The 25,044-nt window shown below is 46.8% G+C and carries 25 protein-coding genes; 14 read left to right on the forward strand and 11 right to left on the reverse strand.

The window, feature by feature from the left end; genetic code table 11:
* Positions 1 to 536 precede the first annotated feature (536 nt).
* From EPB59_RS12705 to EPB59_RS12715, 3 genes are all read left to right on the forward strand, one after another.
* Complete coding sequence (locus tag EPB59_RS12705) at positions 537 to 1,607, forward strand: DUF6765 family protein (protein ID WP_032478578.1); 1,071 nt, start codon at positions 537 to 539, stop codon at positions 1,605 to 1,607.
* Between the two features lie 62 nt (positions 1,608 to 1,669).
* Positions 1,670 to 2,584, forward strand: coding sequence for a hypothetical protein (locus EPB59_RS12710; RefSeq protein ID WP_032478551.1), 915 nt, complete (start codon positions 1,670 to 1,672; stop codon positions 2,582 to 2,584).
* A 4-nt stretch (positions 2,585 to 2,588) separates the two neighbouring features.
* Positions 2,589 to 2,918 carry a hypothetical protein gene (locus EPB59_RS12715; RefSeq protein ID WP_032478552.1) on the forward strand — a complete coding sequence of 110 codons (330 nt, stop codon included), beginning with the start codon at positions 2,589 to 2,591 and terminating at the stop codon, positions 2,916 to 2,918.
* Positions 2,919 to 3,126: 208 nt separating this feature from the next.
* Here the strand turns inward: EPB59_RS12715 and EPB59_RS12720 are convergent, their stop codons facing one another.
* The 3 genes from EPB59_RS12720 to EPB59_RS12730 form a co-directional block, all read right to left on the reverse strand.
* Positions 3,127 to 3,345: a hypothetical protein gene (locus EPB59_RS12720; protein ID WP_032478553.1), complete on the reverse strand. Its 219-nt coding sequence runs from the start codon at positions 3,343 to 3,345 to the stop codon at positions 3,127 to 3,129.
* Positions 3,346 to 3,626: 281 nt separating this feature from the next.
* Positions 3,627 to 5,165 carry a methyl-accepting chemotaxis protein gene (locus tag EPB59_RS12725; RefSeq protein WP_154173054.1) on the reverse strand — a complete coding sequence of 513 codons (1,539 nt, stop codon included), beginning with the start codon at positions 5,163 to 5,165 and terminating at the stop codon, positions 3,627 to 3,629.
* Between the two features lie 63 nt (positions 5,166 to 5,228).
* On the reverse strand, positions 5,229 to 6,143 hold the full coding sequence (locus EPB59_RS12730) for a DMT family transporter (protein WP_154173056.1): 915 nt from the start codon (positions 6,141 to 6,143) through the stop codon (positions 5,229 to 5,231).
* 122 nt (positions 6,144 to 6,265) lie between these two features.
* On the opposite strand from EPB59_RS12730, the gene rmuC reads away from it, so the two are divergent.
* The 7 genes from rmuC (at position 6,266) to tatC (ending at position 12,439) form a co-directional block, all read left to right on the forward strand.
* Positions 6,266 to 7,798 (forward strand): DNA recombination protein RmuC, encoded by a 1,533-nt coding sequence (gene rmuC / locus EPB59_RS12735; RefSeq protein WP_154173058.1) that lies wholly within the window; start codon positions 6,266 to 6,268, stop codon positions 7,796 to 7,798.
* Between the two features lie 44 nt (positions 7,799 to 7,842).
* Entirely contained in the window at positions 7,843 to 8,625 is a 783-nt protein-coding gene (gene ubiE / locus EPB59_RS12740) for a bifunctional demethylmenaquinone methyltransferase/2-methoxy-6-polyprenyl-1,4-benzoquinol methylase UbiE (RefSeq protein ID WP_154173060.1), read from the forward strand.
* A gap of 26 nt (positions 8,626 to 8,651) precedes the next feature.
* Complete coding sequence (locus EPB59_RS12745) at positions 8,652 to 9,257, forward strand: ubiquinone biosynthesis accessory factor UbiJ (protein ID WP_195707118.1); 606 nt, start codon at positions 8,652 to 8,654, stop codon at positions 9,255 to 9,257.
* Positions 9,254 to 10,888 carry a ubiquinone biosynthesis regulatory protein kinase UbiB gene (gene ubiB / locus EPB59_RS12750; RefSeq protein WP_000801143.1) on the forward strand — a complete coding sequence of 545 codons (1,635 nt, stop codon included), beginning with the start codon at positions 9,254 to 9,256 and terminating at the stop codon, positions 10,886 to 10,888. Before EPB59_RS12745 ends, ubiB begins: the two co-directional genes overlap by 4 nt.
* 59 nt (positions 10,889 to 10,947) lie before the next feature.
* Complete coding sequence (tatA, locus tag EPB59_RS12755) at positions 10,948 to 11,196, forward strand: Sec-independent protein translocase subunit TatA (protein ID WP_000508969.1); 249 nt, start codon at positions 10,948 to 10,950, stop codon at positions 11,194 to 11,196.
* A gap of 3 nt (positions 11,197 to 11,199) precedes the next feature.
* Complete coding sequence (gene tatB / locus EPB59_RS12760; RefSeq protein WP_154173064.1) at positions 11,200 to 11,601, forward strand: Sec-independent protein translocase protein TatB; 402 nt, start codon at positions 11,200 to 11,202, stop codon at positions 11,599 to 11,601.
* 88 nt (positions 11,602 to 11,689) lie between these two features.
* Positions 11,690 to 12,439: a twin-arginine translocase subunit TatC gene (gene tatC / locus EPB59_RS12765; RefSeq protein ID WP_000099889.1), complete on the forward strand. Its 750-nt coding sequence runs from the start codon at positions 11,690 to 11,692 to the stop codon at positions 12,437 to 12,439.
* Between the two features lie 67 nt (positions 12,440 to 12,506).
* On the opposite strand, the gene dinF is transcribed toward tatC, so the two are convergent.
* From dinF to lexA, 3 genes are all read right to left on the reverse strand, one after another.
* The gene (gene dinF / locus EPB59_RS12770; RefSeq protein WP_154173067.1) at positions 12,507 to 13,853 is read right to left on the reverse strand and encodes an MATE family efflux transporter DinF; all 1,347 of its coding nucleotides are present in this window, start codon (positions 13,851 to 13,853) and stop codon (positions 12,507 to 12,509) included.
* Positions 13,854 to 13,932: 79 nt separating this feature from the next.
* Entirely contained in the window at positions 13,933 to 14,745 is an 813-nt protein-coding gene (locus EPB59_RS12775) for a class I SAM-dependent methyltransferase (RefSeq protein ID WP_001216392.1), read from the reverse strand.
* An 84-nt stretch (positions 14,746 to 14,829) separates the two neighbouring features.
* On the reverse strand, positions 14,830 to 15,459 hold the full coding sequence (gene lexA, locus EPB59_RS12780; protein ID WP_000803691.1) for a transcriptional repressor LexA: 630 nt from the start codon (positions 15,457 to 15,459) through the stop codon (positions 14,830 to 14,832).
* A gap of 319 nt (positions 15,460 to 15,778) precedes the next feature.
* On the opposite strand from lexA, the gene plsB reads away from it, so the two are divergent.
* Positions 15,779 to 18,205, forward strand: coding sequence for a glycerol-3-phosphate 1-O-acyltransferase PlsB (plsB, locus tag EPB59_RS12785; protein WP_154173069.1), 2,427 nt, complete (start codon positions 15,779 to 15,781; stop codon positions 18,203 to 18,205).
* 94 nt (positions 18,206 to 18,299) lie between these two features.
* Here plsB and ubiA read toward each other — a convergent pair whose 3' ends face one another.
* Positions 18,300 to 19,154 carry a 4-hydroxybenzoate octaprenyltransferase gene (gene ubiA, locus EPB59_RS12790; RefSeq protein WP_154173071.1) on the reverse strand — a complete coding sequence of 285 codons (855 nt, stop codon included), beginning with the start codon at positions 19,152 to 19,154 and terminating at the stop codon, positions 18,300 to 18,302.
* Positions 19,155 to 19,694, reverse strand: a complete 540-nt coding sequence (locus EPB59_RS12795; RefSeq protein ID WP_055052109.1) for a chorismate lyase — start codon at positions 19,692 to 19,694, stop codon at positions 19,155 to 19,157. It lies immediately after the preceding gene.
* A 203-nt stretch (positions 19,695 to 19,897) separates the two neighbouring features.
* On the opposite strand from EPB59_RS12795, the gene EPB59_RS12805 reads away from it, so the two are divergent.
* Positions 19,898 to 20,308, forward strand: a complete 411-nt coding sequence (locus EPB59_RS12805; RefSeq protein WP_055052110.1) for a flagellar basal body-associated protein FliL — start codon at positions 19,898 to 19,900, stop codon at positions 20,306 to 20,308.
* 75 nt (positions 20,309 to 20,383) lie between these two features.
* Here EPB59_RS12805 and glpG read toward each other — a convergent pair whose 3' ends face one another.
* The 3 genes from glpG to EPB59_RS12820 form a co-directional block, all read right to left on the reverse strand.
* Entirely contained in the window at positions 20,384 to 21,217 is an 834-nt protein-coding gene (glpG, locus tag EPB59_RS12810) for a rhomboid family intramembrane serine protease GlpG (RefSeq protein WP_154173073.1), read from the reverse strand.
* A 6-nt stretch (positions 21,218 to 21,223) separates the two neighbouring features.
* Positions 21,224 to 21,544: a thiosulfate sulfurtransferase GlpE gene (gene glpE, locus EPB59_RS12815; protein WP_154173075.1), complete on the reverse strand. Its 321-nt coding sequence runs from the start codon at positions 21,542 to 21,544 to the stop codon at positions 21,224 to 21,226.
* Positions 21,545 to 22,280: 736 nt separating this feature from the next.
* The gene (locus EPB59_RS12820; RefSeq protein ID WP_154173231.1) at positions 22,281 to 23,048 is read right to left on the reverse strand and encodes a TatD family hydrolase; all 768 of its coding nucleotides are present in this window, start codon (positions 23,046 to 23,048) and stop codon (positions 22,281 to 22,283) included.
* 177 nt (positions 23,049 to 23,225) lie between these two features.
* On the opposite strand from EPB59_RS12820, the gene hemB reads away from it, so the two are divergent.
* Positions 23,226 to 24,269 carry a porphobilinogen synthase gene (hemB, locus tag EPB59_RS12825; RefSeq protein ID WP_154173077.1) on the forward strand — a complete coding sequence of 348 codons (1,044 nt, stop codon included), beginning with the start codon at positions 23,226 to 23,228 and terminating at the stop codon, positions 24,267 to 24,269.
* Positions 24,270 to 24,339: 70 nt separating this feature from the next.
* Positions 24,340 to 24,774, forward strand: coding sequence for a GNAT family N-acetyltransferase (locus tag EPB59_RS12830; protein ID WP_195707119.1), 435 nt, complete (start codon positions 24,340 to 24,342; stop codon positions 24,772 to 24,774).
* The last annotated feature ends 270 nt before the right edge of the window (positions 24,775 to 25,044 follow it).

A 25,044-nucleotide genomic window follows, 5' to 3' on the forward strand; every position in this document is an offset into this window, starting at 1 on the left:
ACAGAGACTCACAGCAACGTTGTATTAACTAACCGTCTTCGTGAGGCTTTACTTGAGTAATTAGTCTTTGTTGCGAAATAGTGAATGTGACCTGTTTTAGTTGTGCTATCAAACAAGTACTATCCTCTTCACCATGTAATGTTTCAAACTATCAGATAATAGTGGAGCAGCCTTATATTTGGTTGATAGAGATGAGGAGTGGTTAATAATGCTTTTACGCAACAAGGCTGCTTATCATGCGCGTTTACACCTTTTTACTCGACGGCAATAATTTAGCTTGATCAACTACTACTTTATTCAGTACGTACAGAAATGATTTCAGATATTTCTGTGACTGCTTTATCTTGGCTGTATCTCCTTACTATCCGCCTATCTTACTTATTGATATATTTAAATTATCCACAACTGAGTAATCAGTACAGTTGTGAGGTAAGCAATGCGCTGTCGGGCTAAGAAACTTCATATCAACAACTTAAAAGCGTCTTCCTTTGGCAGTGATGTGTAACAAGCAGTTCGTTGACGAGCTGGAGGTACTGATGCAAATAGATGGACACCACACCCTTACCTATGTAGTAGCTCGCTTCGCAGGTATTTCACATACTGATGCTGAAAAAGTAGCATATTCAGCTCAATATGTAGATGAAGCAACAAATAACAAGCCAATCTATTTCGACAATGGCGCAATGTTTGACCGTATAGCTTCGGCACACAAAATGCTAGATTATAGGAATATGCAAGAATTGGCGAATCATTTGGTGTGGATTCCTTTTCATTTTCTCCCTGGTAACCAAGGACTTCCTTCAGGCTGTGAGCCGGATGGTTCATTCATCCATCGGTTAATCTGTAAACCCGACAGTCATGTGGCTAGAGACATGTTGAGAATGGTAGCAACACATTGGGACAAGCCATTTGCGGCTCATCTCATGGGAATTGCGATGCATGTGTATGCAGATACCTTTGCTCATCAAGGCTTTGCAGGTGTAATCCATGATTACAACAGGGTAAGCGGGCTTGATTCTTCTTCCACTTCGGCTTTAGAAAGCATCAAATATAAGCTGTTAAGTCAGGGTATATCGGGTTCATCACCACTAGGCCACGGAGCAGTGTTGTCTTTCCCTGATCGTCCCTACGCTAAATGGTCTTATATTAACGGAGAGGGAACTTTCGTTGAGAGAGATAACACGGCAATCTACCTCGATGCTGCGAATGCTATGTGCAAAGCGCTTCAATGTTGGAAAGATTCTGACTCTTTAATGAACATTGATTCGAAGCCCGGACTGAGTACTCAGCAATACTCAATGATTGAGCAGACTCTGAGAGAAATTGTTGATGATGATGGTGATGCTCGGCACGCTAAGTGGGTTCAAAAACTACGGGAAGGACTCTTTGGTTTTGCTCCCGTTGATTTACCGTTCAACAAAGACGGTAGCGAAAGTTGGAAAGAGTTGGCAAGAGGGCCAAGTTCGATCCAAAACGATAAAGTTGTTTACCATTATACAACTGCCTTTCTACAGTCAGACTGGAAACAGTTTCATGATGCACTGAAAACGTACCGACTAGAAGTAATTCGAGATGTCTTACCTCGATACGGTATCTGTGTTGCTTAGTTGTCTAAATAAAACAAGGGTAGAAGGCTTAAAGATATATGATACAAAGAACGTTGAACATAATGTTGCCCAAAGTTCATCTTAATGTTGTTGCTTTATTTGCGGTGTTCGCCTTGGTTGGGTGTGCATCAAATGAATCAATAACGCTGGTTAGCGAATACGCAGACCAAACTACAAAAGTTCAAGAGACCCTAATGGATGTGTATAAATCCGCTGATGAGGCTCGAGTAAATGCGGAATTGGTTAAAGCTACGAGAGATGGAGTCACCGTAAATGGATTAGATATAGTAACTATCGATAGCTCTGACCAAGAGCGTCTGTTACATAATCTGAAGACGTTTTCTCAGAGTATCTACGTACTGGCAACGGATGACCGAACTGAAGAGCTAGATAATTACTCTAAGAAGCTAAACGCATCTATCGAGTCTTTGTCTGAGTTACCACAAGTTGTGTCGACTGACGCCAATGATATAAAGCTACTATCAGTAAGTATAAACGCCATTGCTCGCACTTATACAGAGAAAAAACGCTACGACCTCCTAAAGACTATTTTGATCGATTCCGAAACAATTATTCAACGTTCGTTCGACTCTTTAAAGAGCGAGTTAGATTCATGGAAACATGTAACTAAGATCAGTTTAGAGAAAGAGCTACAAATCCGCTTGTATCTGCTCAACAACCCCAATCGTTGTGAAGTGATTGAAGATAAGCGTTGCGTAACCTTCAATCACTCATTAGAAGAACGAGTGGATGCCTATAAAAAGACGTATGAAATAAAAATTCGCTTGAATAACTTAGATTCTCAATACGCAAAATTAGAACGTGCATTGAGTTCAATTCAGGATCTAAATCAGTCTATTGTTATGTCCCTGAAAAGCGATGATGACTTAACTAAAAATGCTGCCAAAAAAGCACTTCAGTCTACTAAAGTTCAGATCGACGCAATCAAAGACTTTCGCGATACCTTAGGAGAATAGCAACATGGCCGACAACAATGCTACTTACAGAGAACTGAAAAGTTCATATGATCAAATCAAGGGGTATCTGGACCGCTCAATGCTTGGGCCTGAAGATGAGTCGCTATTACGTAGCTTTGAAGAGCTTGGTGATAAACTTCATGAGTACCACACCGCAATTATTGAGTCTAACTCCAGCAAGCTTAAGGCATCACAAAAGGAACTTGAGGAGCTAATTAGTAATGCAAATGAAGCAAAAGAAGTTCTGAAGGAAGCTGAAGGACATGTTAAGAACCTGGCCAAATTAGCTAACGTTGTCGATAAGATCTTGAAAAAAGTAGGAAAGTTTTTTTAGTGATTATGTTGGCTGGATCTCGTTCAAAGAGCCAGTCATTTATCGTATATTCGGTTAGTTACTTTTTGAGTTTGGAGTCAGATGGAAGAGACATTAATTGTAAACCTCCACTGAAAAAATGTGAATGGTTACACATTGCTCATATATGCAACATGCAGGATTGAAGAGTGTCTTGTTTGTGACTATTGAGCAAACTCATAATCGTCTTTTAATCTGATTGCTTATAGTCAGATTTCAACCCAGAATTTTCAATTGCTTTAAGTTCTAATGCATCCTGCTGACAGAGTTTCTTTAAAGTCCAACAGCTATCACCATTATCAATCCATTCTATTAGATCTCCTTCATTCCAAGACAAATCCTTTTGAAACTCATCAGGAATTATGAAGTAGCGCTCACCATTTTCATTTTGTTTTATTTTTACTCGCATTACATGTTCACTCATACCAATTTAAGGAATATTTTAGGTTTATCGCATCACAAAAGTTTAAGCAAAGACAATATCTTAAAAATATTAGAGCTAAATGGAGCATTTTTAAAATCGCCCATTACCTTATTGATTTAATTTGTTTTTACTCGGGATGACCGTATACCAGTACCATCTTCAATTCTTCTACGCGATAATCTATATTTTCATATTTATAAATAGGACAATCTTTATTGTCACATTCAGCGCTTACGGGCAAACTTTATTGTCTCATCACATTAATCCTAAGATTTAAATGACAAGCCGAGCGCTGCCATGGCATCGGCTTTACTTTTCACATCCAATGCCAAACCCGCAACGGATTGAGCATCTTGCAGCGTGCGAGTCGACGCCTCCTTAATGTTGAGTAAGTTCTGATTGATCTCTTTGGCAACAATGCTTTGCTGTTCTGCAGCGGTGGATATTTGGGTTGCTGCATCATCAATGCCGCTAATGGCCTGATTAAGGGCTTCAATCTCTGTGCGAGTTTCCTGTGTAGTATGAATGCAGGCGTTAGCGAGTTGTGTGCCGTTGTTCATAGTGCTTTTGAGTTGTTGTAGTGCATCCAGAATTTCTTGCATCGAGACTTGGATCCCTTCTGTCGCTTTGTGAGTGCGTTGGCTTAAGGCGCGTACTTCGTCGGCGACCACGGCAAAGCCTCGACCTTGTTCTCCCGCGCGAGCGGCTTCAATTGCGGCGTTGAGTGCCAACAAATTGGTTTGATCTGCAACGCCAAGAATTTCGTTCATCACTTGCCCAATGGCGGCAATTTTCTCAGCCATCACTTCAGTATTGGCGGAAGAAGTCTCAACCTCTTTTACCAAATAAGCCACTTGTTGTTCGGTATTATCGATCTGCTTAACGGCATGATGGCAAAGCTGAGTGGCTTGGTGAACTTGCTCTGAAGAGTGGCTGCTGTTGCGCGCCACTTCGGCGATGGTAGCGACCATTTCTTCCATTGCGGTGGAGATAGTTTCGAGCTCTCCATTTTGCACTTCGACACTTTGGCTTGAGCTGTGTGAGATCTGTTCTAGCTCTTTCACTTTATCGCGCAGTGCACGGCTGGCATCTAGCACTCGCCCTAAAATCGTGCGGTTGCGCCCTTCATCCATTAACAGATGAAACTCCGCTTGGTTGTTGGGCGTATTGCAATAAACCCAACGTGACACGCTATCGTATTGTTGACGTAGTCGATCATTGAAGTGAGGTTGGTTAATCACTTCACCATAAAAAAACAGAAAGTAGAACACGGGAAGCAATAAACACCAGTACGGTGAATAAAAAATAGCAGCCAGCGCGATAAGCCCGGTAACCAGTAATGAGATAAGTAGCTTATGGGTTGTCGAGAACTGCAGTCTTGGCGTGATGCGTTGGCCATGTTGAATCGCGCGATAAGCTTTTTCGGCACGCTCTCGCACCTTAGGGTCTAATTGACGACGTACGGATTGGTAGCCAACCAACTGACCTTTTTCATAGATTGGTGTAACAAACGCATCAACCCAATAGTAGCGACCATCTTTACAGCGGTTTTTTACCGCGCCGCGCCAAGCGTGTTTGAGTTTCAGGTGATCCCACAAATCCTGAAAAGCTGCCTTTGGCATATCGGGATGACGAATAATGTTGTGATTTTTATGCTGTAACTCTTCAGCGGTATACCCTGCGACCTGACAAAATGCTTCATTGACGTAGGTGATAATGCCACGAGTGTCGGTGGTAGAAACCAGTTCGACATCTTTGGAAAACGTCACTTCTTCGTTGATCACAGATTGATTACGGCGATTCATCATCACCTCCTAAACACTAGCCTTGTGTTTAAAGTGTAATCAATTTTGACTGTTCTGCAGGTTTTACAGCGATTCGGTTTGTGTGGCAGATGTACCGCCGGCTTTGCTTTTCCACTGCTGAGCGACTAAACCGGCAATAATCAGCACTAAACCGATCAAGGTGGTTGGGTGGATCGCTTCGCCAATGATGGTGGCAAGCAGGAGCAATGAGATAAAAGGCGAAGCAAAAATCAGGTTACTGATGCGTGCGGTGTTCTGGGTATTTTTTAGTGCGCTGAGCCAAAGTACAAACGTGATGCCCATTTCAAACAGTCCCACGTAAGTGACCGCTAACCAACCTTGGGTGGTGATGCCTTGCCAATTGAGGTTTTCGTGCCAACACAGCGCCAGTGCAAACGGGATTGCCAGCAGAAAGCCGAGTAACACCCCAACGATCGGGTCAGCTTTATTTTTGGTGTTGAGAATCCAATATCCCGCCCACAGCAGAGTCGACAGCAGGGCGAGACCAACCCCAAGTGGACTTTCAAATTGCAGGCCGAGCAGATCGCCTTTTGTGGCAATCACCACGACACCAAAGTAACTCAGAGCACAGGCGATCCAATCTTGTTTACGAATGCGTTGGCCGAGAAACAGCGCCGCCATCAAGGTGAGAGTGATCGCCCAACTGTAGTTGATGGCTTGCGCTTGTGAGGCGGGCAGCAGCGAATAGGCTTTAAACAAAATCAGGTAATAGGCGAGTGGGTTAATCAATCCAAGCAACAGGTAGTAAAACGGATTGGCCAGTAAAGTGGGGACGATCAGCTTAAGCTTGCCCATCGCAGCACAAATCACCAGTAACGCGAGCGCAGAGACAATGCTCGCCACCGTCACCATTTGCAGCGGGTTTAACTCGGCCAGCGTCAATTTAAAGGCAGTCGCGACCGTTGACCACAACAGTACCGAAGCCAAGCCCAAACCTAACGCGCGTTTTTCATTCATCCTGAAACTCTCTTATCCTTGTTTTTCGCTAGTCTAGGGGAGAATAAACGCGCAACAAACTGGACATTTATCCAGTGTCGAAATACCATTTTGATCGAGATAAATCACAGTAAGTGTTCAACATGCAATGGATTTTTGAAAATCAAAGCGCATTGTGGTCGGCGTTAGTGAGTGCAGGAGTCACTGGAGTGGCGATCGGCTGGTGGGTCAAGCAGCGCTACCAACTGAAAACCCAATTGCTTGAGCAACAACTTGAGCAGCAGAGCCACTGGCATGCGCAGCAAATTCAGCAGCTTAATGAGCAGCTCACCACCGCGCAGCAAGAGTTGGATGAGCTGGATGCGTTACGTGACAAAAACGAATTTGAACTCAAGCAATCACACGGCAAGTTAATGGCAGTGCTGGAAAAGCTGCGTTACTTTGAGGTGGTGAAACAAGAGCGCCAGCAGTATGCCGATGAGCTAAACCAAGTGCGCACCGCGAAAGCCGAGTTAGAAAGCCAATTGCGTGAGCAAGAAGCGCGTCATCAGCAGCAGTTGGTGGCGAGCCAAGAAAAATTGCAGCTGCTTGAACGAGCCGAAGAGCGCCTAAAACAGCAATTTGAGCATTTAGCCAATCAGGTGTTTGAGCACAAAACCGCCACGGTCGATGTGCAAAACCGCCAGAGTTTGGAAGGTTTGCTCACACCACTTAAAGAGCAGCTCGAAGGTTTTAAAAAGCAGGTCAATGATAGCTTTAACCACGAAGCCAAAGAGCGTCACACCTTAGTGCATGAACTGCGTAACTTGCAGCGCCTTAATGAGCAGATGGCCAAAGAAGCGGTCAACCTGACCCAAGCGCTGAAAGGGGATAACAAGCAGCAAGGCAACTGGGGCGAAGTTGTGTTGGCGCGTGTGCTGGCGGAATCTGGGCTGCGCGAAGGGCATGAATACCAAACTCAAGTCAGCTTACAAAACGAAGCGGGTAAGCGTTATCAGCCAGATGTGATTGTCTATTTGCCGCAAAACAAACAGGTAGTGATCGACTCAAAAATGGCCTTAGTAGCGTACGAACGTTACTTCCATGCCGAAACCGATAACGAGCGAGATAGCGCATTACGTGAGCACTTACTTGCGCTGCGTAACCATATTCGTGGGCTAGGGCAGAAAGATTACCATCAACTCAAAGGCATTCAGAGCCTCGATTACGTGCTGATGTTTATTCCGATTGAGCCCGCGTTTCAAGTCGCGATTCAAGCCGACCCAAGCTTGGTCAAAGACGCGATGGAGCAGAACATTATTTTGGTGAGCCCCACCACTTTGCTGGTGGCGCTGCGCACCATTGATAACTTATGGCGCAACGAGCGGCAGAATCAAAATGCGCAGCTGATCGCCGAACGTGCTAGCAAGTTGTACGATAAGCTGCGTTTGTTCGTAGAAGATATGGAAGGGCTGGGCGGTGCATTGGATAAAGCCAATCAGAGCTACCAAGGGGCGATGAATAAGCTGGTGACTGGGCGTGGTAACGCGATTCGTCAGGCGGAAAGCTTCAAACAGCTTGGGGTGGAAATCAAACGTTCTATCCCTCAGCCATTGATTGAACGCGCACAACAAGCGCCGGATCAGGAAAATGCCCCTTTAGTAGAAAGACATCCGATTGAGGATAAAGTAAACTAATCGCCCGCAGTCGCCGCAGTCATGACGGCCAAAGAGGAAAAATAATGACGGACACCAACGTGCTAGCAAACTCTGCAACAGACAATCAGGAAACGACCCACTTCGGGTTTGAAACCGTACGTAAAGATGAAAAAGTACATAAAGTCGCGCAAGTGTTTCACTCGGTTGCGGCCAAATACGACATCATGAATGACCTGATGTCGGGCGGTATCCACCGTTTATGGAAGCGCTTTACCATCGATTGTTCAGGCGCACGTCCGGGACAACGCATTCTCGATTTGGGCGGCGGTACAGGCGATTTAACCGCGAAATTCTCACGTATTGTGGGCGAGAAAGGCCATGTGATTTTGGCCGATATCAATAACTCTATGCTCAATGTTGGCCGCGATAAACTGCGCGACAGCGGCGTGGTAGGCAATGTGCATTACGTGCAAGCCAACGCCGAAGAGCTGCCTTTCCCAGACAACTATTTTGACTGCATCACCATCAGTTTCTGTCTGCGTAACGTGACCGACAAAGATAAAGCACTGCGTTCGATGTTCCGTGTATTGAAACCCGGCGGCCGTTTGTTGGTGCTGGAGTTTTCTAAGCCGATCCTTGAGCCGCTGTCTAAGCTTTATGACACTTACTCGTTCCATATTTTGCCTAAGATGGGGCAACTGATTGCCAATGATGCAGACAGCTATCGCTATCTCGCTGAGTCGATCCGCATGCATCCGGATCAAGAGACTCTAGAAGGCATGATGGAAGAGGCGGGTTTTGAACAAACCACCTATTACAACCTGACCGGCGGCATTGTGGCGCTGCATCGTGGTTACAAATTTTAAGGGCTGCTATGTCATTGCTTGCAACCATGCCACTGTCTCCTTTGCTGACCGCAGTGATTGAAACCACGCTCAATACGCTCATCAATGATGATCCGGCGTTAGGCCGCAAACTGCTGCGTCTGAAAGGCAAAGTGATTTTGCTGCATCTGCGAGAGTTAAATCAATCCCTGACCTTTGTGTTCAGTCAGCGCATCGATGTGATGACCGGCTTTGAAGGCCAGCCGGATTGCTATCTGGCATTAAACCTCTCGATTCTTCCTCAGTTGCGTGAGCAAGCCAATATTACCCAGTTGATCAAGCAAGATAAGCTAGAGCTGGACGGCGATATCCAACTGGCGCAGAAGTTTTCCGAGCTGATGACCGATTGCAAACCGGATGTGGAAGAGTGGTTATCGCGCATCACGGGTGATGTGGTGGCACACAGTGTCGTGCATGGTGTGAAAAGCATCGCCGGCGCGCTAAAACAGCAAGCGCATAAGCATCAAAACCACTTGGCACAGGTGCTCACTGAAGAGTGGCGGATTGCGCCGCCACCGTTGGAAATTGCCTATTTTTGCGATCAAGTGGATGACGTGAAAAGTCACGCTGCGCGTTTAGAAGCGCGTTTGAACCAGTTACTGGAAAAAGCATGAAACCTGCAGAGCTGAAACGTTTATACCGGATAGTTAAAGTTCAACTCGAATATGGCTTAGATGAGCTGTTGCCAGAGCATCATCTGACCCGAGCGCCGCTACTGGCGCGTAAATCTCTTTTTTGGCTGCGCAATCAACACGCCGATAAAGCGTTAGGTGATCGTTTACGTTTGGCACTGCAAGAACTTGGCCCGGTGTGGATTAAGTTTGGGCAGATGATGTCGACTCGCCGTGATTTGTTTCCGCCGCACATCGCCGATCCCTTGGCTATGTTGCAAGATAAAGTCGCTCCGTTTGATGGCCTACAAGCCAAGCAATTGATTGAAGAAGAACTCGGTGCACCGCTGGAAACTTGGTTTGATGACTTTGATATCAAACCATTAGCTTCCGCGTCGATAGCCCAAGTACACACCGCCAAGCTCAAGAGTAATGGTCGTGATGTGGTGCTGAAAGTGATTCGTCCGGATATTCGTCCGCAGATTGATGCCGACATCAAGCTGATGTATCGCGTGGCACGCATTGTGGCTAAAGCGCTGCCAGAAGCACGCCGCTTAAAACCGGTGGAAGTGGTACGCGAATACGAGAAAACCTTGCTCGATGAGTTGGACCTGCGCCGTGAAGCGGCCAATGCGATTCAGCTGCGCCGCAACTTCGAAAACAGCGAAGAGTTGTATGTCCCTGAGGTGTTAACTGATTTCTGTAATGAAACTGTCATGGTTTCTGAGCGAATATACGGCATCCAAGTTTCTGACTTGGCAGGACTTCATGCCAACGGCACCAATATGAAGTTACTGGCGGAACGTGGCGTGAGTGTGTTTTTCACCCAAGTGTTTCGCGACAGTTTCTTCCATGCGGATATGCATCCGGGTAACGTGTTCGTCAATCCTAACCATCCTGAAAACCCGCAATGGATTGGTTTGGACTGCGGCATAGTCGGGACACTGAATAGCGAAGATAAGCGCTATCTGGCCGAAAACTTCCTCGCCTTCTTCAATCGTGACTATCGCCGCGTAGCGCAACTGCACGTCGATTCCGGTTGGGTACCACTGGATACCAATGTTGATGAGTTTGAAGTGGCGATCCGCATGGTGTGTGAGCCGATTTTCGCCAAACCGCTGTGTGAGATTTCATTTGGTCACGTGTTACTGAATCTGTTTAACACCGCGCGACGCTTCAATATGGAAGTGCAGCCGCAGTTAGTTTTGCTGCAAAAAACACTGCTGTATGTCGAAGGTTTGGGGCGTCAGCTCTACCCACAACTCGATTTATGGCAAACCGCCAAACCGTTTTTAGAAAAGTGGATGGCTAACCAAGTGGGACCACAAGCTTTCTTGCATGCATTGAAAGAGCGTGCGCCCTTATGGTTTGAAAAAATGCCTGAGCTGCCAGAATTGTTGTATGACAGCTTAAAGCAAGGTCGTAACTTGAATCAGCGTTTAGATAATCTTTATCAAGGTTATCGCCAATCCAAACGTCAACAAGGGACGGGAAAGTTTTTGTTTGGTGTTGGAGCCACATTAGTCGTATGCTCGGCGATATGGATCTCCAACCAATTAGAACCTTTAGCGATCGGTAGCGCGACCATTGGCGTGTTATGTTGGCTATTGAGTTGGCGAGCTTATCGCCAGTAAGCGCCTTGTCGCGTCGATAAGTTCGAAGATTTGTTCACACATAACCCGAGGTAAAAGAGATGGGTGGTATCAGTATTTGGCAACTTCTTATCATTGCAGTGATCGTGGTATTGCTGTTTGGCACTAAGAAACTGCGCGGTATTGGCAGTGATTTGGGCAGCGCGGTCAAAGGCTTTAAGAAAGCCATGTCGGAAGAAGAGTCAAACAGCGCAGCAAATCAGAAAGATGCTGACTTCGAAACCAAAAATCTTGAGCAGGCCAAAACCAATGCGTCTGCTGAAGTGAAAAAAGACAAAGAGCAGGCATAAGTCGTGTTTGATATCGGTTTTTGGGAACTGGTATTGATCGCTATTGTGGCGCTGGTGGTGCTTGGCCCTGAGCGATTACCCCATGCGATTCGCAGCGTGGCAAAGTTTGTCTCTGCAGCGAAAAGCATGGCCAATAGCGTGAAGGATGAGTTAGCGCATGAGTTGAAAGTGCAGGAGTTACAAGAAAACCTGCGCAAAGCCGAGCAGATGGGGATGCAAAATTTATCTCCTGAACTGCAAAAATCGGTGGAATCACTCAAGCAAGCCGCGCAGGAAGTGCAGCGTCCTTACGCCGCAACCCCAAGCCGCGAAGCTAGCTCTACCAGTAGCAACCCCAGTTCGGCTACAGAGCCCGATGTTCGCCTCGATAGCGCGTCGCAACCGGCGGAAAAAAAGTCCGAATAAGCGTTTTTTAAGCTCTCTTTATCAAGAGTTATCCTAGGTTTTAGTACTGATGTGATAACTCTTTTTTGATCTGTTACATGAGGTTTGCATGTCTTCCGTTGAACAGACCCAACCTTTGATCAGCCATTTGCTGGAACTGCGTAATCGCCTACTCAAAGCAGTGGCGGCCGTGGTGGTGATATTTATTGGCTTGATCTATTTCTCGAATGAAATTTACGAGTTTGTCTCAAAACCCCTAGTCGAGCGACTTCCCGCGGGCGCAACCATGATTGCGACCGATGTGGCTTCACCCTTTTTCACACCTTTAAAGCTGACGTTGATTGCCGCTGTGTTTCTCGCGGTGCCTTTCATTTTGTATCAGGTGTGGGCGTTTGTGGCTCCCGGTTTATATAAGCACGAACGGCGTTTAATCTTCCCGCTGCTGGTCTCTAGCTCGCTGCTATTTTACTGCGGTGTGGCGTTTGCCTATTTTGTGGTGTTTCCGCTGGTGTTTGGATTTTTCACCGCTATTTCACTCGGTGGTGTGGAGTTCGCGACCGATATCGCGAGTTATCTCGATTTTGTATTGGCGCTGTTTTTAGCCTTTGGTATCGCGTTTGAAGTACCCGTGGCGATCATTCTGCTGTGCTGGACGGGCGCAACCACGCCTAAAAGCCTGTCGGAAAAGCGTCCTTACATTATTGTTGGGGCATTTGTGGTCGGCATGCTGCTAACCCCACCGGATATGATTTCGCAAACGCTACTCGCGATTCCTATGTGCTTGTTGTTTGAAGTCGGCTTGTTCTTCGCCCGTTTTTATACCCGTGACGAGCCCGATGAAGCGCAAGAAGACGAATAAAACCATGGCATCAATGATGGCGTAAGCGATTGATGAGAATAGGGAGCACATGTGTGCTCCCTACTTTTTAGCTAGATTGTAAGAAGGTGCCAGCGCGCCATTGGGCTGCTAAAGCGATGCCAAGTGTCACGCCACGCAATGCCATAAAGCTGAGCATGGCTAGCCACAGAGCGTGATTACCGTAGTGGGTCATGAACCCGTAAATGGCAAAGAAGGCGACGGCCGAAATAGCCATGCTATTTCGCATCTCTTTGCCTTTGGTCGCGCCGATAAACACACCATCCAATAGAAAACACCATACGGCGATTAATGGCATGGCGACCAGCCAAGGCAGATAATGCTCCGCCGTTGCTTGAACGCTCGGAATGTTAGTGATCATCTGGGTCAGATCCGATCCAAAACTTAAGAAGATCAGGCTTAACAGCAAACAGATCATGGTAGCCCAAAAGGTACTGCTAATCATGGCAGTACGCAGTTGGCGATCATCCTTGGCACCAATTGCTTTACCGACCATGGCTTCCATCGCGTAGGCAAATCCATCCATACCGTAGGAAATCATCATCAAAAAGCTCATCAGCACCGCATTAGCAGCGACGATTTCATCTCCCAACGCTGCGCCTTGAAAGGTCATAAAGCTAAATACGGCTTGCAGACAGAGTGAGCGGAGGAAGATGTCACGATTGAGCGCCACTAAACGGGAAAGCTCTTTGGTGAGAGAGGGGATGAAAGAGAAAGGGGCTGGGAGCTGATGCTGCCGCCAGTAACGCACCACACACAGGAGACCAAACAAGAGACCGGCATAATCGGCAATAACTGACGCAATGGCGGCTCCTTCGACTTTCAGCCCAAGCCCGAGTACCAACAGTAGATCGAGCACAATATTGGTCAGGTTGGTAATGATCACCATCCACATCGGGGCGCGGGCATTTTGCGTACCGAGTAACCAGCCCAATAGCACAAAGTTAAGGAGTGCGGCTGGAGCACTCCAAGCACGAAGGTAGAAATACGTTTCAGCGTAGGTTTTGACTTCGCTGCTGGCATCGCTGAAGTGAAAAATCAGTTCGGCGATAGGGCGATGAAACAGTAAAAACAGTGCGGCTAAACCCAGTGCAATGACGCTGCCTTGCAGTAAAACTCGAGCAAGCTGCTGTGAATTTTGCGCACCGTGCGCTTGGGCGGTTAAGCCTGTGGTCGACATGCGTAAAAAACCGAGCAGCCAGAATGTCACGCTAATCATAGTGCTGCCGAGTGCCACGCCGCCTAAATACCAAGCGTGTTCGAGATGACCGATCACCGCAGCATCGACCAAGCCGAGCAGTGGAACGGTAATGTTAGACAGCACCATAGGCAGCGCGATCGCCAGCACTTGGCGATGCACGTTCGGTTGTTTCAACGTTTGCAAAATCAGTGACACACAGAAAACCTCAGTAACGACTTGCGGTTAGTGTAACTGAGTGGGGATAGTTGGGCTATGACATGACCGAGATGGCGGGTTACCAATCTAGGTTAACAACAACAGGGGTTAAGCGTGTTTTGTAAATGCCGGAGCGTGCAATCGCGCGTTGCCAAAATTTCCAGCGATCACAATGGCGATCCAGTGGTGAGAAAGTGCGTACCGATTTCGCCCACGGCAAGCAATTGATGATGGCATCACCTGCGCAGGTAAACCCGTGGGCATAAGCTTCACAGCCCAGTTTTTGGCCTAGATAGCTGGAGGTTTTATCTCCCGCCACCACAAGGCAGGCGCTGGCTTTGGCAAAATGTAATCCGATAGAGCGCACGAAACGCGCCACTTGCTGAGCATCGCAATCGAGCAAGGCATGTTCACAGACCAACAGCACAGGAGCGAATTCAGGGATCGGCAGTTCGGCGAGCCCTTGTGGTTGCATCACATCACCACACACCAGTTGATAACGCTCACTGCGGTGAAACAGCTTTTCACGCCATAATAGATTTTCAGTGATATCCCACTCAATCCAGTGGCAGCGGCCGTTATCTACTCGATAGAAGCGGGTGTCGAGGCCAGCACCGACATTAATGATCCAGCCATCAGGATGAGTATCAAGAAAGTGGCGAACTTGTTGATCACAAAGTTGAGTCAAAGTGACGTGCAGTAACTGCTTTTGAGCGATATCGCCAGTCAGGCAGTCTTGCGCTAAAGCGCAACGCCTACAGGCATTGGCTGCAATCGGATCATACACCAAGCCATTATCGACCAAGCTTTCTCGGCTGCGTAGCCAAAGTGGCTGAACCAAATTCGCAGGAACTTGGTATGGGTCTGAGGTGGGTGAATCTGAGTGGCGCATGCTCATCTTCCTATGCTGGGATAGGAAGATGATAATGAATCTCAAATAAGAAGGCAAGTTGTTGAGAATTTATCTCAACAATCTTCACATCCAAGTGCTGTTGCGAATGACGCCTACTGCAATGCCTTCAATGGTGAGTGATTGCGCGGCTAAATCGACTTCGATTGGCGCAAACTCTTCATTCTCCGCATGCAGGAAAACTTTGGAACCTTTGCGCTCCAGACGTTTCACCGTGACGTCATCTTCTACGCGCGCCACCACCACTTGGCCGTTGCGTACATCTTGTGTTTTGTGCACAGCAAGTAAGTCACCATCGAGGATGCCGATGTTCTTCATACTTTCGCCATGTACACGCAGCAGAAAATCGGCTTGCGGGCGGAACATGCTTGGATCGACTTGGTAGTGTGCTTCCACATGCTCTTGAGCAAGAATCGGTTCACCCGCGGCAACGCGGCCAATCAAAGGCAAGCCTATTTCGGCTTCTTCTTCGTTCGCGGCGTTATCGACGAGGATGCGGATCCCACGTGAGGCTCCGGGCACCATTTCAATCACTTGTTTACGAGCCAGCGCTTTGAGGTGTTCTTCAGCCGCATTGGCCGAACGAAAACCCAGCTCTTTAGCAATTTCGGCGCGGGTTGGGGGCATTCCGGTTTCATCGATCTTACTTTTGATCAGATCAAACACTTCTTGTTGGCGTGGAGTTAACGGCTTCATGAGTCACCTGTCTTTTTATACAGTTGACTGTGAGTATATCCAGTGCAATGAGAATTGCAAAGCCAATTGCTTGTTTTTTGTGTGATTGTGAAGTTAGCCACTGGATTGCGTCCTCCATAATGGCTTCAAGTACGGTGTGGCTGCTTCCCATTTCACTCGGAAATGCTGCGCATGTAAGCAATTAAATTAAAAGGTTTGACCAGTTTCTGGTATTCTTGGCGCGCAAAAAACGATACCGCACGATGGTGAGCTCTCGCGTTGGCCGTGAAAGCAGACGTACTGTCGCGCTTATTTCAAGAATCTTGAGGCTTTGAACTCTATGTCTTCAGGACACCTATTATCCCGTTCACTACTGAAGTTGCCGATGTCGGTGCTGGTGAAAGGGACGGCGATTCCATCGAATCCGATCCAAGATCTGGATATCGATACTCATAAACCGGTGATTTACGCCTTACCGTTTCGCTCCAACGTCGACCTGCTGACGTTGCAAACACATGCCAAAGAAGCTGGGCTGCCTGACCCTTTAGAGCCTTTGATGCTGAATGGCAAAGCTTGCCAGCGCTATGTGTTTATTGCTTCGCGCCCAACGCTGCTGAGTAGCGATCAACATGTACCGAGTGACTCTATTGCGCTGTTTTCTGAGCTGCTGACTGAACATAAGCTCGACAGTGAGTTGGATGTGCAGGTGATTCCAGCAACGGTCTTGTGGGGACGTAAACCGGGCAAAGAAGGGCAAGAAAGACCTTATTTGCAAGCGTTGAATGGTCCGGAGAAAGCGCTGGCTGTTTTGGCTTCTGGCCGTGACTGCTTGGTGCGTTTTAGTCCAGTGGTGTCGATGCGTTACATGGCGGACACCCACGGCACCGATGCCTCGATTGCCCATAAATTGGCTCGTGTAGCACGCATTCACTTCTCTCGGCAAAAACTGGCGGCGTCTGGCCCCAATTTGCCGCAGCGAGCACAACTGTTTGCCCGCTTGATGAATTCTCCTGCGATTGAAAAAGCGATTGCGGACGAAGCGAAATCCAAACAGATCCCGCTTGAGAAAGCGCGCAAAGAAGCGCACGACATTCTGGATGAGATCGCGGCGGATTTTTCCTATTCGCTCGTGAAAAAAGGCGATCGCATCTTAGGTTGGCTGTGGAATCGCATCTACCAAGGTTTGAACATCAATAACGCGGCGACCGTGCGTCGCTTGGCGCAAGATGGTCATGAAATTGTCTACGTGCCTTGTCACCGTAGCCATATGGATTACTTGCTGCTTTCTTATGTGCTTTATCATGAAGGCATGGTGCCGCCGCATATTGCTGCTGGGATCAACCTGAACTTTTTCCCTGCCGGGCCGATTTTCCGCCGCGGCGGCGCATTCTTCATTCGTCGCAGCTTTAAAGGTGCGCCACTTTATTCAACGATTTTCCGTGAATATCTTGCTGAGCTGTTTGCGAAAGGCTATTCGGTGGAATACTTCAGCGAAGGTGGCCGCTCGCGTACTGGTCGCTTGCTGCCAGCGAAAACCGGCATGTTGGCGATGACCATTCAAGCGATGTTGCGTGGTTTGAATCGTCCAGTGACTTTAGTCCCAGTCTACATCGGCTATGAGCATGTGATGGAAGTGGGTACTTACGCCAAAGAGTTACGCGGCAAACGTAAAGAGAAAGAGAATGCGGGTTTAGTGCTGCGCACGCTGCGTAAGCTGCGCAATTTTGGTCAAGGTTACGTGAACTTCGGTGAGCCGATCCCACTCAACCAGTTTTTGAATGAAACGGTACCGCAATGGACGCAAGATATTGACCCGATGGGCGAGAGTAAGCCGCAATGGATGACGCCAACGGTGAATAAACTCGCGAACCGTATGATGACGCACATCAACGATGCGGCAGCGGTGAATGCGATGACTCTGTGTGCGACGGCGCTGCTTGCTTCGCGTCAGCGTGCCTTGGCGCGTGACAACCTGATTAAGCAGGTGGATTGTTACTTATCACTGCTGCGCAATGTGCCGTATTCAGCCACATCAACGCTGCCGAGTGAGAGTGCAGAGAAGCTGGTTGAACATGCGGAGTCGTTGGATAAGTTTGTGGTGGAAACTGATACCATGGGCGACATTATTTCGCTGGATCGTAACCAATCGATCCTGATGACTTATTATCGCAACAACATTATCCACTTGTTGGCTCTGCCATCGCTGATCGCTCAGTTGTTGATTCGTCAGCAAAGTGTATCGCTGGAAAAGGTGCAAGCGACCGTTGCACAAATCTATCCTTTCCTGAAACAAGAGCTGTTTTTGCGTTTTGAGGCAGAAGAACTCAACGATCTGGTACTGCTTTATGTGGCGGAGCTAGCACGCCAAGGTTTGGTCACGGTGGAAGGGAAAACCGTCACCCTGAATCAAGCGCAAACTCAAGTGCTGATGCTGCTGGGGCGCATTATATCCGAAACGCTGCAGCGTTATGCGATTGCGCTGAACCTGCTGGTGAGCTGCCCACATTTGGGTAAAGCAGAGCTGGAAGAGAAGAGTCAGGAAGTGGCGCAGCGTCTTGGTCGTTTGCATGGCATTAATGCGCCTGAGTTCTTTGACAAAGGGGTATTTGCTTCGCTGTTCGTGACGTTGCAAGAGCAGGGATATCTCGATGATCAAGGCCGTTGCGTATTAGAAACGGCGAAGCCGCTGTCTCGCCAGCTTTATGCGCTGATCTACCCAGAAGTGCGCATGACGATTCAAGAAAGCTTGTGTCAGGTCGACGCGTAACGATTGTGTTCTAGCCAATCGAAAGTGTTCTAGCCAATCGAACCGAATGAAAAAGGCATCCTGCGGATGCCTTTTCTTTTGCCTTAAGTTGGGATTACCAAACGCTGAGCAGAATGCCTGCGGTGATGGCCATCCCCACATAGTTGTTATTTAAAAACGCCTGAAAACAAGGCATACGTTCGCGATAACGGATCAAATGTTGCTGATAGGCAAACAGCCCCGCTGCGATCAGCAGACCCCAGTAGTAACTGGTGCCAAGCGCTAAGCCTTGGCCTAAAGCGACCAGTAACCCCAAAGTGGCCAATTGCAGTAGGCCGATGATGCGTTTATCCCAACGCCCAAATAAGATCGCGGTCGATTTGATGCCAATTTTCACATCATCATCTCGGTCGACCATGGCGTATTGAGTGTCGTAAGCAATCGTCCATAACGCATTAATCAAAAACAGTACCCAGACTTGTGGAGGCAGCGTATCTGCTTGAGCAGCCCAAGCCATAGGAATCGACCAACTGAACGCGAGGCCAAGCACCAGTTGAGGCAGGTGAGTGAAGCGCTTCATAAACGGGTAAACAAAGGCTAACAGAATGCCGATAAAAGAGAGCTGGATAGTTAGGGTATTCATGGTCAACACGAGTAAGAACGAGCTGACAGCAAGAAGGGCAAACAGCAGTAAGGCTTCTTTGGCCGAAACTAACCCTGCGGGCAATGGACGTTGGCTCGTGCGCTTCACATGGCCATCGACATGGCGGTCGGCGTAATCGTTGATCACACACCCAGCCGAGCGCATTAAAAAAACCCCTAATACAAACACGACTAAGACGCGAAGATCCGGCAAGCCTTGAGCGGCTAAAAGTAGCGCCCACAGAGTAGGCCAAAGTAAGAGTAGGGAGCCAATCGGGCGATCCATGCGCATCAGTTGCCAGTAAGCGCGCGCTTTAACAGCGGTCATTTACACTCTCTCCTTAGAGTAAATCGGGGATGTGGCGAGAAACAGCTCTGTGACTAACATGGGCTTGTGGTTCATCCAGAGACGCGAGCGACGTGCTAATAGCCGCCCAAAGTCTGTTTCAACCCAGCCTACTTGCAGAGCATCTCGCTTGACATTATCCGCACTAAATACGGTTAATCCTAGCGGAATTTTTCCTTGTTGGGCTAAATCAAACTGCTGATTATGCATGGATGAGCGTGGGATCAAAGTATGGCCAAATACCCAAGGTTGTTGGTCGCCACAAAGAATGACTTGGCGCAGCAGGTATTCTTCCGAGGTGAGTAACAGGGTTTCATCGTGACTCAATGACTCTGCCGGCATGATTTGATTACTCAGTAAATCTACGCTGAGGTGCTCACAATGTGTTGCCATCCGTCGTGATAAAGAGCCTTGTTCAAGTAGCCACTGTTTAGCTAGAGGATCTGGAAACTCAATCTCATCAGGTTGTTGCCAAACTACCTGATAGAGTGCAGCTAAATAGAGCGAAGTTAATTGATTCATACTATTATTCAATTTGACGCTTTACCCGATTATCCTTCTTACCTGCAACTCCAAGTAGTTTGGGTATACAATAAAGCTCAGATTTTGATTCCAAACCCAAAAGTTCGAACGCGGAAAGCATTTTATTTACCAAATGGATGCTCTATTGTAACAAGACTCCGGCGGTTCGAGTATTGCGAACAGAATAAAGTGCAGACAGAAATATGCTAAAACGTTACGTCGTCCAAATAATGCTCGCTTTGAGCTTAATGCTGTCCTTTGCCAGCCATGCCGAAGATCCACCCGCTACACCTCAACTGGCTTATTTCACTTTAGAGCCTGATCTCACGACCAATTTTTTTACCAAAGGTAACAAATTGGGTTATATCCAAGTGCGTATCGATATTATGGTGGCGAATGCGGCCGATTTGCCAGTGGTGGAACAGCATCAACCTTTGATTCGTGATGCTGTGGTTGAGTTATTGGGCAAACAAACCGAAGATACCATTAAATCTTTAGCTGGACGTGAAGATTTGCGTAAGTCACTGGTTAACCGCCTCAACAATATTTTGTTGCCTGAAGTCGGCCGTACTGTGATCGCAGATTTACTGTTTACTAAGTATATCTACCAATAGTTTTGGTTTTATATCCAAGATTAATCATAAAAAGCGGCTTAAGCCGCTTTTTTACTCTCATGCCAAAGACTGCAATTACGCTTGCTGGTAGCGCTTGCTATCTATCCAAGCTAGAACGATGCCACTGACTAAACCCGCTAAATGTGCGGTGTTGGCAATCGCCATAAACGGTTGAACATAACCCAGCGCTAACCAAATCAGCATAAAACCCATTAATGATCTCGGGAGCGACAGCCCGAGTTGTGGCACGCGTTGGCCAAGAATCCACAAATATCCCGCTAAAGCGTAAACCACGCCAGATAGGCCCCCAAAATTTGCGCCTTCCACCCAGTATTGTCCCGCACCGGAGATGATGGCTGAAATAATGAATAGTTTTACCAATTTTACAGTGCCGAGACGTTGTTCAATGTCACCACCAAACTGCCACCACCAGAGTAAGTTAAAAGCAATGTGCATGACTGAAAAATGCAGTAAAGCATGGCTTACCCAGCGCCAAATTTGCCACTGCTCACTAGCCTGAGCGGGAAAGTGCAAGGCAGCAAAAATGGCTTCACCAGCGCCAAAGGTCTGTAGTGCAAAAATGGCAATACATAGCGCCATGATCAGCAGAGTAAATACACCCGCTTTGGCTTTGATGAGGCTGAATAAGTTGGGGGAGGCGTAATGAAATTGGGGGCGTTTTTGATCGGCGACCTCCCATGACGCGGCTTGATACTTCTGATCATAAGGGTTTTGTAAAAACGCCTGCAGCTCAACTTGTGCAATATCAATATGTTGATCATTCGGTACCCAAAGGGTGAACTGACCACTGGCATCCGGCATCATTTTAATTTCTATCTGATGAGCGGCCATGTAATCAATAAAAGCTTGGGCTGCTCGCGGATTGTTTAAAGTGGTCAGTAACAGCATTAATCGTTAACTCGCTTCAATAGGAAGGTTGGCACGTTGCCAAGCGTCAAAACCGCCATCCACACTATACACCTCTTCAAATCCTTGGTTAACCAGATATTGGGCCGCACCTTGGCTGCTGATCCCGTGGTAACACATCACTAAAACGGGGTTATCAAACTCAACTTGTTCCATGAACTGAGTCATAGATTGGTTAGTGAGGTGAAAAGCGCTTTTAGCGTGCGCGAGTTGGAAAGATTGTGGGTCGCGAATGTCAACTAAACGAGCTTGTTTTTGCTCCATCAGGCTTTGTGCAGCATTAACATCGATGTGTGAAAATTGGTCCATAGGTTCGCTCTCATTTGGCATGCAAGGTAGTGTTAAGTGTAACCTATTCAAGTTTAGACAAGTACCGGAGAACAGTAAGGTTATCCACTTGTGATTAAAATGACAGCGCTTGTGGGTAATCCTGTGAATTGCGTTGATAAAGTAGTTTTCTGAGTTTCGATCCACAACATGTAGCGATGATCCTGATTTTCTTGTGGGTAATTTTGAAAGTATCCCCAATCCATTCCTATCGAGAAAGCCTTGAAATAGGCGGTTTGATGACGGCGAGTGAAGAAATTTATCACAGAGTTATCCACAGATGGTTTGCGCAACGCGATCGAGGTTTCGATCCTTGTTGGGATCGCGAAGTCGTCATGCCTCCGTGTGGGGTAGGAGTGTGAACAAAGGGAAGTAAGACGAAAACCAACAAAATAATTCGCAACACAAATGATTTTGTTGGTATGAAATTCTATTTACAGAAACTTTGGGAGTGGGTGATGGGAGAATTTACAGGGGTATTAATGTGCTATCTCACTTTTATTAGATGCCCACAATCTTTACAAAGATAGATTTCTTTAATTCCGAGTATTTTTTGCCAAAGTGTGCGTCGTTTACGTTGTAGTTGATTTGTATGAGTGCAAGTATTCATAGTGTATAAGTTGAATATGAAAATTTGTCACGCATCATACAGTTATTGATTTAAGTTAAATGTGATTCTACTTCAATAAAAACATATGAAATTAAATTTATAAAATTGTTATTTATTCAATTTAAACAATATATTGGAATTATTCGTGGTGATGTCGTTTATCTCATCGATGTTCATTGAGTATAGCTGAGCAATTTTTTCACCAATCAGTTGGGTAAACATCGGTTCATTACGTTTACCACGATGGGGAGCTGGCGCTAAATAAGGGCAGTCCGTTTCTAAAATAACGTAATTAAGGTCGAGCTGTGGGATTACCAGATCCATTCCGCTATTTTTAAATGTGCTCACACCACCCAGCCCAAGATGAAAGCCGAGATCATTGATTGCTTTTGCCTCATCAATCGTGCCACCAAAGCAGTGAAATACACCACGCAAGTTGCCATCCTGAGCTTGCTTCAATAAAGCCAATGTTTCGTGTAATGAATCGCGAGTATGGATCACGACAGGTAAATCGAACTCCTTTGCCCAGTTGAGCTGGGTTAAAAAAGCCATCTCTTGTTCTGCTTTAAAGGTTTTATCCCAATACAGATCGATGCCGATTTCTCCTACGGCAATAAAGGAATGACGAGAGAACCAAGAATAAACCGTTGCTAAGGTTTGCTTCACATTGGTATCCACATAACAAGGGTGTAAGCCCATCATCGAATGACACAGGTCAGGGTAGGCCTTTTCTGTTGCCAACATCGGCTCGATGGAATTGAGATCGATATTAGGCATCAGGATTTTTTCAATCCCCGCTTGTTTAGCGCGTTCCACCACCGCATCACGGTCGTGGTCAAATTCCGTCGCATAGATGTGGGCATGGGTATCAATCATGAAATCTTCTCTCATTAGGGGGGCAATGCCGAGTATACGTGAGTGTGAGCATTCGGTCATTTTTGGCTTTTTCCTTTATTGACGCTAGCATGCCGAGCCGAGAGTGATATGATTTTGCCCAACACTTCCCCCAGTGCCTGATCTTTCAGGCTCTGACAATATAAGAAGGAGAGTAGAGTGTCGGTATCCATCCAAGGTCAATTCCCAGGACGTCGTTTACGTCGCCTGCGCAAACATGATTTCAGCCGTCGACTTGTGGCAGAAAACCAATTATCGGTGAACGATCTGATTTACCCGATGTTTATCCTGATGGGTAAAGATCGCCGTGAGAAAGTCGATTCCATGCCCGGTGTTGAGCGCTTGTCGATCGATTTAATGCTGGAGGAAGCACAATATCTCGCTAATCTTGGTGTGCCAGCGATTGCTCTCTTTCCGGTTGTTAACCAAGATGCCAAAAGCCTATGTGCAACAGAAGCCTACAATCCGGAAGGATTGGTTCAGCGTGCCGTTCGTGCTTTAAAAGAACATGTTCCCCAAATGGGCGTGATCACTGATGTGGCGCTTGATCCATTTACCACGCATGGTCAAGACGGAATTATTGATGAGCAAGGTTATGTTCTAAATGACGAAACCACCGAAGTGCTGATCAAGCAAGCTCTGTCTCACGCAGAGGCTGGGGCAGATGTGGTTGCACCTTCCGATATGATGGATGGCCGTATTGGCCGCATTCGTCAGGCTTTAGAAGAGGCCGGATACATTCATACCCAGATCATGGCTTACTCAGCCAAGTATGCTTCAAATTACTATGGGCCATTCCGTGATGCGGTAGGGTCATCTGCTAATTTGAAAGGCGGCAACAAGAAAAACTATCAGATGGATCCAGCCAATTCGGATGAAGCCTTGCACGAAGTGGCAATGGACATCAATGAAGGTGCAGATATGGTGATGGTGAAACCCGGCATGCCTTATCTGGATGTTGTACGCCGTGTGAAAACGGAGTTGCAAGTGCCAACGTTCGCTTATCAAGTTTCTGGTGAGTATGCGATGCACAAAGCCGCAATTATGAATGGCTGGCTTAAAGAGCGCGAAACGGTGTTGGAGTCGTTACTTTGCTTCAAACGTGCAGGTGCAGATGGCATTTTAACTTATTTTGCCAAAGACGTTGCTCAGTGGTTAGCAGAAGACAGCGCAAAAGCCGCGCAATACTTACCTAAAAAGTAAAGAATACTCTGAGCCAATAAAGCAAAGATCAAGGCTGACGTAAGTCAGCCTTTTTAATTGAGGAAAAATGATGTTAATTCGTGAAGGCTCCCTGAGTGAAGTTGTACAACTTGTTGAAAAAATCCATGAGTTTGCACAGCAAGAAACAGAACAGAGCTTACAAGCTCGACTGAACAATAAGACTGGCTTAGTGCTCGTAGCAGAAAATGATAGCGGGTTGCTAGGTTTTAAAATTGGTTACGAGCTCGATAATGAAACGTTCTACAGCTGGTTTGGCGGTGTGGCTCCAGCAGCGCGAGGTCATGGCGTAGCGCAGCGCTTACTTGAGGTTCAAGAAACATGGGCGTTAGAGCAGGGGTATCAATGTATCAAAGTGAAATCTCGCAATCAGTTTCCTGCTATGTTGCGCTTATTGATTAGAAATAACTATCTTATTGAAGAGTATGAGAAAAAAGATCAAATCTTAGAAAGTAGAATCCACTTTGTAAAATCAATTAAAAAATAAATGAGATTTTTTCTCATTTGACCATTGACTATTAAATGAGAACTATTATTATTAACCATGTCTTAGGGAACGAACGATAGTTCATAAGGATGTGAAATGCCCCTCTGTTGAAGAATCGACATGTGGAGATTGAACGCCCGAACTTGAACCAGTTCTTTTTGACACGACATTGCTCACATTGCTTCCAGTGTAATTTTTAGCTTTTTGGTAAAGCGAATCAATCAATTGGCTTTCACCTTGTTTGCTAGGCGACATCCTCGGGTGTCGCTT

It is taken from the genome of Vibrio metoecus (assembly GCF_009665255.1).
In the GTDB taxonomy this organism is placed as follows: Bacteria; Pseudomonadota; Gammaproteobacteria; order Enterobacterales; family Vibrionaceae; genus Vibrio; species Vibrio metoecus_B.

What these genes read in the sequence shown, in the direction of transcription:
- EPB59_RS12705 (WP_032478578.1), top strand. Translation starts at nt 537, where the DNA reads ATGCAAATAGATGGACACCACACCCTTACCTATGTAGTAGCTCGCTTC.
- EPB59_RS12710 (WP_032478551.1), top strand. Translation starts at nt 1,670, where the DNA reads ATGTTGCCCAAAGTTCATCTTAATGTTGTTGCTTTATTTGCGGTGTTC.
- EPB59_RS12715 (WP_032478552.1), top strand. Translation starts at nt 2,589, where the DNA reads ATGGCCGACAACAATGCTACTTACAGAGAACTGAAAAGTTCATATGAT.
- EPB59_RS12720 (WP_032478553.1), bottom strand. Translation starts at nt 3,345, where the DNA reads ATGCGAGTAAAAATAAAACAAAATGAAAATGGTGAGCGCTACTTCATA.
- EPB59_RS12725 (WP_154173054.1), bottom strand. Translation starts at nt 5,165, where the DNA reads ATGAATCGCCGTAATCAATCTGTGATCAACGAAGAAGTGACGTTTTCC.
- EPB59_RS12730 (WP_154173056.1), bottom strand. Translation starts at nt 6,143, where the DNA reads ATGAATGAAAAACGCGCGTTAGGTTTGGGCTTGGCTTCGGTACTGTTG.
- rmuC (WP_154173058.1), top strand. Translation starts at nt 6,266, where the DNA reads ATGCAATGGATTTTTGAAAATCAAAGCGCATTGTGGTCGGCGTTAGTG.
- ubiE (WP_154173060.1), top strand. Translation starts at nt 7,843, where the DNA reads ATGACGGACACCAACGTGCTAGCAAACTCTGCAACAGACAATCAGGAA.
- EPB59_RS12745 (WP_195707118.1), top strand. Translation starts at nt 8,652, where the DNA reads ATGCCACTGTCTCCTTTGCTGACCGCAGTGATTGAAACCACGCTCAAT.
- ubiB (WP_000801143.1), top strand. Translation starts at nt 9,254, where the DNA reads ATGAAACCTGCAGAGCTGAAACGTTTATACCGGATAGTTAAAGTTCAA.
- tatA (WP_000508969.1), top strand. Translation starts at nt 10,948, where the DNA reads ATGGGTGGTATCAGTATTTGGCAACTTCTTATCATTGCAGTGATCGTG.
- tatC (WP_000099889.1), top strand. Translation starts at nt 11,690, where the DNA reads ATGTCTTCCGTTGAACAGACCCAACCTTTGATCAGCCATTTGCTGGAA.
- EPB59_RS12775 (WP_001216392.1), bottom strand. Translation starts at nt 14,745, where the DNA reads ATGCGCCACTCAGATTCACCCACCTCAGACCCATACCAAGTTCCTGCG.
- lexA (WP_000803691.1), bottom strand. Translation starts at nt 15,459, where the DNA reads ATGAAGCCGTTAACTCCACGCCAACAAGAAGTGTTTGATCTGATCAAA.
- plsB (WP_154173069.1), top strand. Translation starts at nt 15,779, where the DNA reads ATGTCTTCAGGACACCTATTATCCCGTTCACTACTGAAGTTGCCGATG.
- ubiA (WP_154173071.1), bottom strand. Translation starts at nt 19,154, where the DNA reads ATGACCGCTGTTAAAGCGCGCGCTTACTGGCAACTGATGCGCATGGAT.
- EPB59_RS12795 (WP_055052109.1), bottom strand. Translation starts at nt 19,694, where the DNA reads ATGAATCAATTAACTTCGCTCTATTTAGCTGCACTCTATCAGGTAGTT.
- EPB59_RS12805 (WP_055052110.1), top strand. Translation starts at nt 19,898, where the DNA reads ATGCTAAAACGTTACGTCGTCCAAATAATGCTCGCTTTGAGCTTAATG.
- glpG (WP_154173073.1), bottom strand. Translation starts at nt 21,217, where the DNA reads ATGCTGTTACTGACCACTTTAAACAATCCGCGAGCAGCCCAAGCTTTT.
- glpE (WP_154173075.1), bottom strand. Translation starts at nt 21,544, where the DNA reads ATGGACCAATTTTCACACATCGATGTTAATGCTGCACAAAGCCTGATG.
- EPB59_RS12820 (WP_154173231.1), bottom strand. Translation starts at nt 23,048, where the DNA reads ATGATTGATACCCATGCCCACATCTATGCGACGGAATTTGACCACGAC.
- EPB59_RS12830 (WP_195707119.1), top strand. Translation starts at nt 24,340, where the DNA reads ATGTTAATTCGTGAAGGCTCCCTGAGTGAAGTTGTACAACTTGTTGAA.